Source organism: Rhizobium sp. PDO1-076 (assembly GCF_000247475.1).
Lineage (GTDB): Bacteria > Pseudomonadota > Alphaproteobacteria > Rhizobiales > Rhizobiaceae > Allorhizobium.
Genome location: NZ_AHZC01000094.1, coordinates 1 through 6,862, shown reverse-complemented (window position 1 = coordinate 6,862; position 6,862 = coordinate 1). Strand labels below are relative to the sequence as shown.

Sequence of the window (6,862 nt, the reverse complement as noted above, 5' to 3'; positions counted from 1 at the left end):
GAAACGGAAGGCAGGAAAAAGCTGGCCGACCTGCGTCGTCGTCGCGGTCCGTGGCGCGACTGACGGCCTTACCCATCTTGCCCTGCTGGCGATCACGACCCAGCCGCCGCAGGCCGATCGGATCGCCTTGGAAGTTTCCGATATCGAGTGTCGGCGGGCGGGCCTGGGTGACCTTAAGCGCTGCTGGATCGTCGTCGATGAATATAATTACGATGTCGCAGAAAGGTCCTGGTACATAGAGCCCGACGGAAAAGCACTGGGTCGCTTCAGCAAATCCTTCATGATGAGGATCGCCGCAGCCTTCGGGGAGGCGTCGCGCAAATCGGACGGAGTAGGCCGCCTTGTGATCTCCGTTGAGTTTGGTCCGCGGACGAAGCCGGCTTCCGATCGCTCGGATGGCACGCTTGCCCGCAGCGTTGAGGCTGGCGGATACCAACGCCTCAGACTACCGAGCGCTGGCAGGCCAGTTGGCGAAACCTGTATCCGGTTCCCAGCGCGAACAGCTTCGTTCGATGTTGCCGGCCGATCGGCAGGCGGTAATTTGGACGCTGCTAGACCTTGCAGACTGGCGCACGTGTGATGTTGGCAGGGGGCGTGCTCATCCGCATGCAGCAGTTTGGGACAGGCAGGGGCATGGCGTGGCTGGGGATGGCGGCGAAGCACTGAGGAAGTGCATGGCCAATATCCCGCAGCGCTGGACCGGGCAGCCATAGGTTATCTCGCCCTTCAGTTACCCCGAACCATTTCCCGTTTTATGTCGCTCGTATAGACGACCGCCTGCTTTTGCGGCCAACCCCTGAAGGGGTAAGACTCAGCCAAAATTTTTGCGAAATTCAATTTCAGTTGTTCTTCCTGGTGGAAAATAGAATTTCGCAAAATTTTTGCCCGAGCTGACCGCAGCAGATCAGTCGTCTCTTCGTGCGCCATCGGGAAATGGTCCCGAGCAACCGAAGGAGACACAACAATGGCCACCACGATCGCAACCCTGACGCAGAAGACTGACGGCATCCTCGAAGGCGTCTTCGCCACAATCCGGGTCAACGCCCCGATCGCCATCATACCAAACGCCACCAAGGCTAGCGAGGAAGCCCCAGACTACCGCGTCATCCACCGCAAGAGCGGCTTCGAGATCGGCGCAGGCTGGAACCGCATCGCCCGCCAGACCGGCGAGGAATACCTCTCGGTGAAGCTGGAAGCCCCCGAGATCGGCGTGATCTTCGGCAACCTCGCACAAGCACCGGGCGGCGACCCGAGCAAGAAGGTGCTCCTCTGGAACAACCCGAACTGATCGGCAAGCGAGCCGGCCCCGAGCGATCGGGGCCGGCTTTGGTCTGTGAGGCCAGCCGAATGGCGCGATTGGAGGAAATGATCGCGGGCGTCGAGCCCGCGATCATTCCTTTTGGTGCCACACGAGACCAAACCCTGTCTGCTCAGAACGCCAAGTCTGTCGTGAGGATCGCGCCGCCTCAAGGACCTCGCGGCCCCTCCAATTTTCAGCCAACGCCCTGAAGGGCGCCGCCAGAAAATCGGTTCCTCCGCTCGCCGCCTCCGGCGGTCGCGTGCCGCGATCCTTGACTCGGCCCGATCCTCACGACCCGGGGCGTCACCTTTCACACTATCAAGGAGATGACGACGATGACCTACGACCTCGAAATCCACATCGAAGAACTGCGCCTCGAAGCCGGACACTGCCACCCGGCAGAGCGCGCTCAGATCGAAGCGGAGCTGATGCTGGCGCGCGCCACACTTGCGGCAGCGATCGCGGTACAAGAGGCTGTATACGACGCCGAGCCTCCCCACTAGGGAGGCGCTCTGCCGAACGCTCTGGTTCTTCACGCCGGATCGACCGGCGCGAAGAACCCGAAGCTGCACCTCGGCCGCCGATCAAATGAAACCATGATGCTGTGAGCGGGGCACCGTCTTGTACTCTCGCGCCCGCTTGGTCCGGAGGAGTTCGAGAAACATTGCGACAGCCTCCATTTCGCCGTCGAAGTGATGTTCGATCGACTGTCCGCTGGAACCGACGCGGCCCCATCGACGAAACAGGCAGAAGGTGCCGAACAACGTCGGTTCGATCGAGAGCGCGTAGTAACGGGCCATGTTCTTGGCCGGGTCCGTGCGTTCGATGTAGAGCTGGAACGGTTGAACGAGCATTGCGTGAGAATCGCCGATCGAGAAAACCCGGTCCAACGACAGTTTTGAATCTATCGGCATGCACCGATTCATTTTGCTGATAGAATGTCCGTGGGGCTCGAGCGCATTTGGGCAAATCGGCCAATGCCGACCGGGCTCTACTCGCGCCGTTCCGTTGCTCCCCGAGCCGCCTTCGCCGTCTCGGCCTTCGGTGACGATCCCTTTCGCGGGCGCGACATACTGAGATCGGGTGGTCGCTTGCCGCAAGGAGATATTGGCGCTGGATGCGGTCGGCTTAATGGTCGCCAGTGCGCGCGGAAGATAGCATTCCATCAACTCGTTCTTGCTTTGGTCTCCATCGCGATCTAGACTCCGCTTGATCGACAACATCCTATGTCGGCCAACCCCAAGTGTGCGTGCAGTCGATCAGGCGAGAGGGCGAGATGAGCGAAATCCAGCCTGAAACCAGATCTCTTTCACTAGCCGCTCGGTGCAACTCTATCCTGCGACTGCCGTGGTTGTTCGCGCGCGTAGCAGCCGCCATTGCCGCGGGGAGCGTGCTCTCTGTGTTCTATTGCGCCTGGCATCTTGCGTTCTTCCTGCTTTGCATGTTCCGCCCGGTCGTCAATGCGCTTGTTGTCGGCGGTGTGATCATGCTGCCGCTCTCGTTTGCAGCATCGTAAAGCCTGAAACGGCGAACGGGATGCCCTTCTGGGCGATCCTCCTGATGGCGGTCGGCTTCATCGGCTTTGCTATGGGCTATTCGAAGTTCGTCGAATGGTTCTCGCCCCCTGGGGAGGGCGATCCTTTCGAACGTTGCCGTCGCCGCGACTGGCGATAGGCTTTAGGCTTCAAGCCATTGAAGTCGCCTTTCAACCTCGACGGCGATGCAGTGGCCGACCGAGGTGCTGTATAAAAAGGTCGAGCTAGCATGGCATCTGAACTCACGGCTTGACGAAGCGGTTGACCTTGGCCAGTGCATTCATGTCTTTCCGCCTGAAGTAGATTGCTCGTCCGCAGCGGATTGGGCTATGTCCCTGCACGACGATGATCTGCTCATCCTTCCTCATCGACTGCGTGATCTCGTGGGGCATGATGAGCGGCCGGCGTTGAAAATTGACGCTCTCCGATTTACGCGATGCGCTATTCTTCGTGTCCCAGCCGATGTTGCGGTTGCTGCCCTTCACCTCGACGGTCATCTCCCCGCATTGAGCCGAAACGTTGCGCGCCGTCTCCAATGCTTTGATCGCTGCGTAGCTCGCGAACGCGCAACCGTCGATCCACGAGACCGCGCCGTCTTTTCCAAAATGCCGTTCAAGCTGGCCGACGGACTGGTAGAGAAGCATCATGCTGACGCCATACTTGCGACCGCGGTCGCGCGCCTCTTCGAGAACGCGCATGTAGCCGAGCAGGTCGACCTCATCCAACATGAACAGCGCCCGGCGCTGAAACGCGCCGTCAGCCTCGATCATGGCATTGATCAGCGAGCCAACGATGACACGGCCGATGCCGGGATAGGAGCGGAGTATCGACGCCGGGATATTCAGGAACACGTCTTTCTCGCCGCTGATGAGATCGCTGGGTTTGAACGTGTTGCCGCACACCAAGGCCGCGTAGTTGTCGAGCGACAGCCATTGCGTATCCTTCGACGCGGTCGAATAGACGCCAGAGAACGTCTGCTCGGTCATGTTGACGAACACACCCAGCGTTTCGCTGATGAACTTCGATTCCGAATGCTGCTGGACGTCGCGAAGCATGGCGAGCACGGAGGTCTCCGGTTCGGAGACGATCTGCCGGAGACTGCGCAGGTTTCGCCGTCCTGCATATTCCGGCGACAGCATCACATGCGCCAGAAGACCGGTCAGCAGGTTATGCGCCTGCGATTGAAAGTAGGAACCGGTCGACGATTCAAAGCGCACGCTTTCCGACAACAGCATGTGGGCGATACCAACGATGTCCTGTTCTTTCTGCTTCGACGTCTCGATGCCATCAAGCACGTTGAAGCCCATGATCGGGTTTGTCGGGTCGAGCACCATCACCTGACGCCCAAGTCTCTGCCGCCGATGCTCGACGACCATCGGCGCGACCTCCGTGGACGGGTCGAGGCAGATCAGCGGTCCGGAATATCGAAGCGCCGTCGGGATGACGTTGCTGGTGGTTTTGTACCCGCCGGACCCGGCAAAAAACAGCATATGGGTGGAATCGAAGTCTTGGCTGTAGGTGAGCAGCGGCGCCTTGCCGCCCTGTCCCCAGGTCGCCGGATCGTTTGGATCGAAGGGCAGCTCATGGACAATTTCCTTGTCGACACGATACCGCTCACCGACGACAATCTCGCCGTTATCGGGAAAAAGCCGGCCCGCCGCAGCCATGGGCAGCCAGGTCGCATTTCCGAAGGTGCCGTGCTTGGCGCGCCTCACCGGTTCAGGCACGACCGTAGAAATGCGTGCGGACACCGCAGTCGTCATGAAGCCTACGACAGCGCCGACCACCGCCACCATGTCGATGAACGACAGCGCCTGGCTCCATGTGACTGCGCGGCTTTCGACCGAAGGGGAGAGCCGGCCGAATTCCCGCAGCGCATAAAAGCCGGCAACGGATAAGAAGCAGATGAGGGTTGCCATCGCGATCGGTTTTCGCCGATGCAACGGCAAAACCCAGACGGTCAGAAGCCCCGCTAGCGGTCCGAACAAAAGAACCGCCACGGGAGAGGCTCGAAGGAACCAGTACTGTGTTTTTCCGGTCATGTCCGCAGCAAGTTCTGGCCAGCGCCAGCCTACGACATAGGCCGCAAACGCTGTGACGGTGATCGGCACGAGTATGAGCAACAGGCTGGGATGCGGCTTTGCCCTGATTGTCATTTTGCGGCCTCGACTCTGAGTGGTATGCCGCCATCCAGCATCGTGACCTTGAAAGCCTCCTCACCGATCCCCCGAAGTCGCCGATGCTCCAGTGAACTCGGTGCGATCCTCGCAAGCTCCAGCAGTCCCCCGAGTAAGAAGGCGCGGTCTGCCTTCGACAGTCCCGCCCGCACGACAATGCCGCCAAGAAGAAATTTTTCGCGCGCTTGCCTTTTCCGATCAGCTGTCATGAGGAACCTCCGTCGCCGCTCCAGTCCCGCCATTTGCTTGTCCACGCGGCGAAGCAGGAGAGCCACCAGACGCTTTCTTCTCGCCTTTGCGAAATCGAGCCGCGATCTCTTCGAAGATGCCATCGACCTCCTCATCGCTGATCTCCATTTCCGCTAACCCCGACTTCGTCGCAGCACGTGCGAAGCGATCAGCGGATTTGACTATCAAAATTTTTTTGCGTTCACGCAGTTTCTCAATTTGAGCATCAATGTCCAGAATTGCCGATTTCGTCGCCATAGATGAATTCCTTCCGTTAACTGGTTCAATCACCTTTTCTGCATTTAACTCACTAGAAAACAGTAGTCAAATAAGCTACCTTGCACAAGTCCCAAAACATCAACGCCGGAATTCCGGCTTGGGCCGTCTTCCGGAAAAGCGGCATCGGCCTTGTCAGGCCGATCGATTTGAGGGCGCAATATACGTCGCTGGCGCGACGTGCTCGGAAGGTCTGGAGACGACAATTGGCGATCATGTTCGTCAGAGCGCAGGTGATCAGCAGGGGAGCGGGACGCAGCATCGTCTCCGCCGCCGCCTATCGTCACCGTGCCCGGATGATGGATGACCAGGCCGGAACCTCCTTCAGCTATCGCGGTGGCGCGACCGAACTGAAGCATGAGGAGTTGGCGCTGCCGGACCGAATTCCGGCCTGGCTGCGCACCGTCATTGAAGGCAAGACGGTCGCGGCGGCGAGTGAGGCGCTCTGGAATGCGGTGGATGCTTTCGAAACGCGGGCCGACGCGCAGCTTGCCCGCGAACTGATCATTGCCCTTCCGGAGGAGCTGACGCGAGCGGAGACCATCGCCCTGGTGCGGGAGTTCGTCCGGGACAATCTGACTTCGAAGGGGATGATCGCCGACTGGGTCTATCACGACAAGGACGGCAACCCACATATCCATCTGATGACGACCCTGCGCCCGCTGACGGAGGAGGGGTTCGGGCAGAAGAAAGTGGCAGTGCTTGGCGCCGACGGCGAGCCGTTGCGCGTCATCACGCCGGATCGGCCGAACGGCAAAATCGTCTACAAGCTTTGGGCCGGCGACAAGGAAACTATGAAGGGCTGGAAGATCGCCTGGGCCGAAACCGCCAACCGGCATCTGGCGCTTGCCGGGCATGATATCCGTCTCGACGGCCGCTCCTATGCCGAACAGGGTCTGGACGGGATCGCGCAAAAGCATCTTGGGCCGGAGAAAGCAGCGCTCGCCCGCAAGGGCGTCGAGATGTATTTCACGCCGGCTGATCTCGCGCGCCGGCAGGACATGGCCGACCGGCTTCTCGCCGACCCGGAACTGCTCCTGAAACAGCTCGGAAATGAGCGCTCCACCTTCGATGAGAAGGACATTGCCAAGGCGCTGCATCGCTACGTCGACGATCCCAGCGATTTTGCAAACATTCGCGCGCGGCTGATGGCATCCGACGATCTCGTGCTCTTGAAGCCGCAGCAGACAGACCGTCAGACGGGCAAGGTTAGCGAACCGGCAATCTTTACCACCCGCGATATCCTGCGGACCGAATACGACATGGCGCAATCGGCGGAAGTGCTGTCGCAGCGCAAAGGCTTTGGCATCGGCGAGGGCAAGATTGCGGCGGCGGTTCGTTCTGTC

At 59.9% G+C, this 6,862-nt stretch carries 9 protein-coding genes and 1 pseudogene; 6 read left to right on the top strand and 4 right to left on the bottom strand.

Annotated features, from left to right (window positions below; all coding sequences use genetic code 11):
• The 3 genes and pseudogenes from PDO_RS28975 to PDO_RS28555 form a co-directional block, all read left to right on the top strand.
• Positions 1 to 340, top strand: a pseudogene (locus tag PDO_RS28975) (hypothetical protein); the annotation flags it as partial.
• A 624-nt stretch (positions 341 to 964) separates the two neighbouring features.
• Positions 965 to 1,288 carry a DUF736 domain-containing protein gene (locus tag PDO_RS07225; protein WP_007599802.1) on the top strand — a complete coding sequence of 108 codons (324 nt, stop codon included), beginning with the start codon at positions 965 to 967 and terminating at the stop codon, positions 1,286 to 1,288.
• Between the two features lie 347 nt (positions 1,289 to 1,635).
• Complete coding sequence (locus PDO_RS28555) at positions 1,636 to 1,803, top strand: hypothetical protein (RefSeq protein WP_007599800.1); 168 nt, start codon at positions 1,636 to 1,638, stop codon at positions 1,801 to 1,803.
• An 81-nt stretch (positions 1,804 to 1,884) separates the two neighbouring features.
• Here PDO_RS28555 and PDO_RS07220 read toward each other — a convergent pair whose 3' ends face one another.
• On the bottom strand, positions 1,885 to 2,154 hold the full coding sequence (locus PDO_RS07220) for a WGR domain-containing protein (RefSeq protein WP_007599796.1): 270 nt from the start codon (positions 2,152 to 2,154) through the stop codon (positions 1,885 to 1,887).
• A 422-nt stretch (positions 2,155 to 2,576) separates the two neighbouring features.
• Here PDO_RS07220 and PDO_RS27790 point away from each other — a divergent pair, with 422 nt between their 5' ends.
• The gene (locus tag PDO_RS27790; protein WP_007599795.1) at positions 2,577 to 2,816 is read left to right on the top strand and encodes a hypothetical protein; all 240 of its coding nucleotides are present in this window, start codon (positions 2,577 to 2,579) and stop codon (positions 2,814 to 2,816) included.
• A 20-nt stretch (positions 2,817 to 2,836) separates the two neighbouring features.
• Positions 2,837 to 2,974 carry a hypothetical protein gene (locus PDO_RS28550; RefSeq protein ID WP_192814357.1) on the top strand — a complete coding sequence of 46 codons (138 nt, stop codon included), beginning with the start codon at positions 2,837 to 2,839 and terminating at the stop codon, positions 2,972 to 2,974.
• Between the two features lie 103 nt (positions 2,975 to 3,077).
• On the opposite strand, the gene traG is transcribed toward PDO_RS28550, so the two are convergent.
• The 3 genes from traG to PDO_RS07200 are packed head-to-tail and all read right to left on the bottom strand — an operon-like array spanning position 3,078 to position 5,498.
• Positions 3,078 to 4,991: a Ti-type conjugative transfer system protein TraG gene (gene traG / locus PDO_RS07210; RefSeq protein WP_007599794.1), complete on the bottom strand. Its 1,914-nt coding sequence runs from the start codon at positions 4,989 to 4,991 to the stop codon at positions 3,078 to 3,080.
• A complete protein-coding gene (locus tag PDO_RS07205; RefSeq protein WP_007599793.1) occupies positions 4,988 to 5,221 on the bottom strand; it encodes a conjugal transfer protein TraD in 234 nt (77 codons plus the stop codon). Before PDO_RS07205 ends, traG begins: the two co-directional genes overlap by 4 nt.
• Positions 5,211 to 5,498, bottom strand: a complete 288-nt coding sequence (locus PDO_RS07200; RefSeq protein WP_007599792.1) for a TraC family protein — start codon at positions 5,496 to 5,498, stop codon at positions 5,211 to 5,213. Before PDO_RS07200 ends, PDO_RS07205 begins: the two co-directional genes overlap by 11 nt.
• Positions 5,499 to 5,722: 224 nt before the next feature.
• Here PDO_RS07200 and PDO_RS07195 point away from each other — a divergent pair.
• A partial coding sequence (locus tag PDO_RS07195) for a MobA/MobL family protein (RefSeq protein WP_007599790.1) occupies positions 5,723 to 6,862 on the top strand: 1,140 nt, incomplete at its 3' end.

Bases quoted from the DNA above. Each gene is read 5' to 3' on its own strand.
- PDO_RS07225 (WP_007599802.1), top strand. From the start codon at position 965: ATGGCCACCACGATCGCAACCCTGACGCAGAAGACTGACGGCATCCTC.
- PDO_RS28555 (WP_007599800.1), top strand. From the start codon at position 1,636: ATGACCTACGACCTCGAAATCCACATCGAAGAACTGCGCCTCGAAGCC.
- PDO_RS07220 (WP_007599796.1), bottom strand. From the start codon at position 2,154: ATGCTCGTTCAACCGTTCCAGCTCTACATCGAACGCACGGACCCGGCC.
- PDO_RS27790 (WP_007599795.1), top strand. From the start codon at position 2,577: ATGAGCGAAATCCAGCCTGAAACCAGATCTCTTTCACTAGCCGCTCGG.
- PDO_RS28550 (WP_192814357.1), top strand. From the start codon at position 2,837: ATGCCCTTCTGGGCGATCCTCCTGATGGCGGTCGGCTTCATCGGCTTT.
- traG (WP_007599794.1), bottom strand. From the start codon at position 4,991: ATGACAATCAGGGCAAAGCCGCATCCCAGCCTGTTGCTCATACTCGTG.
- PDO_RS07205 (WP_007599793.1), bottom strand. From the start codon at position 5,221: ATGACAGCTGATCGGAAAAGGCAAGCGCGCGAAAAATTTCTTCTTGGC.
- PDO_RS07200 (WP_007599792.1), bottom strand. From the start codon at position 5,498: ATGGCGACGAAATCGGCAATTCTGGACATTGATGCTCAAATTGAGAAA.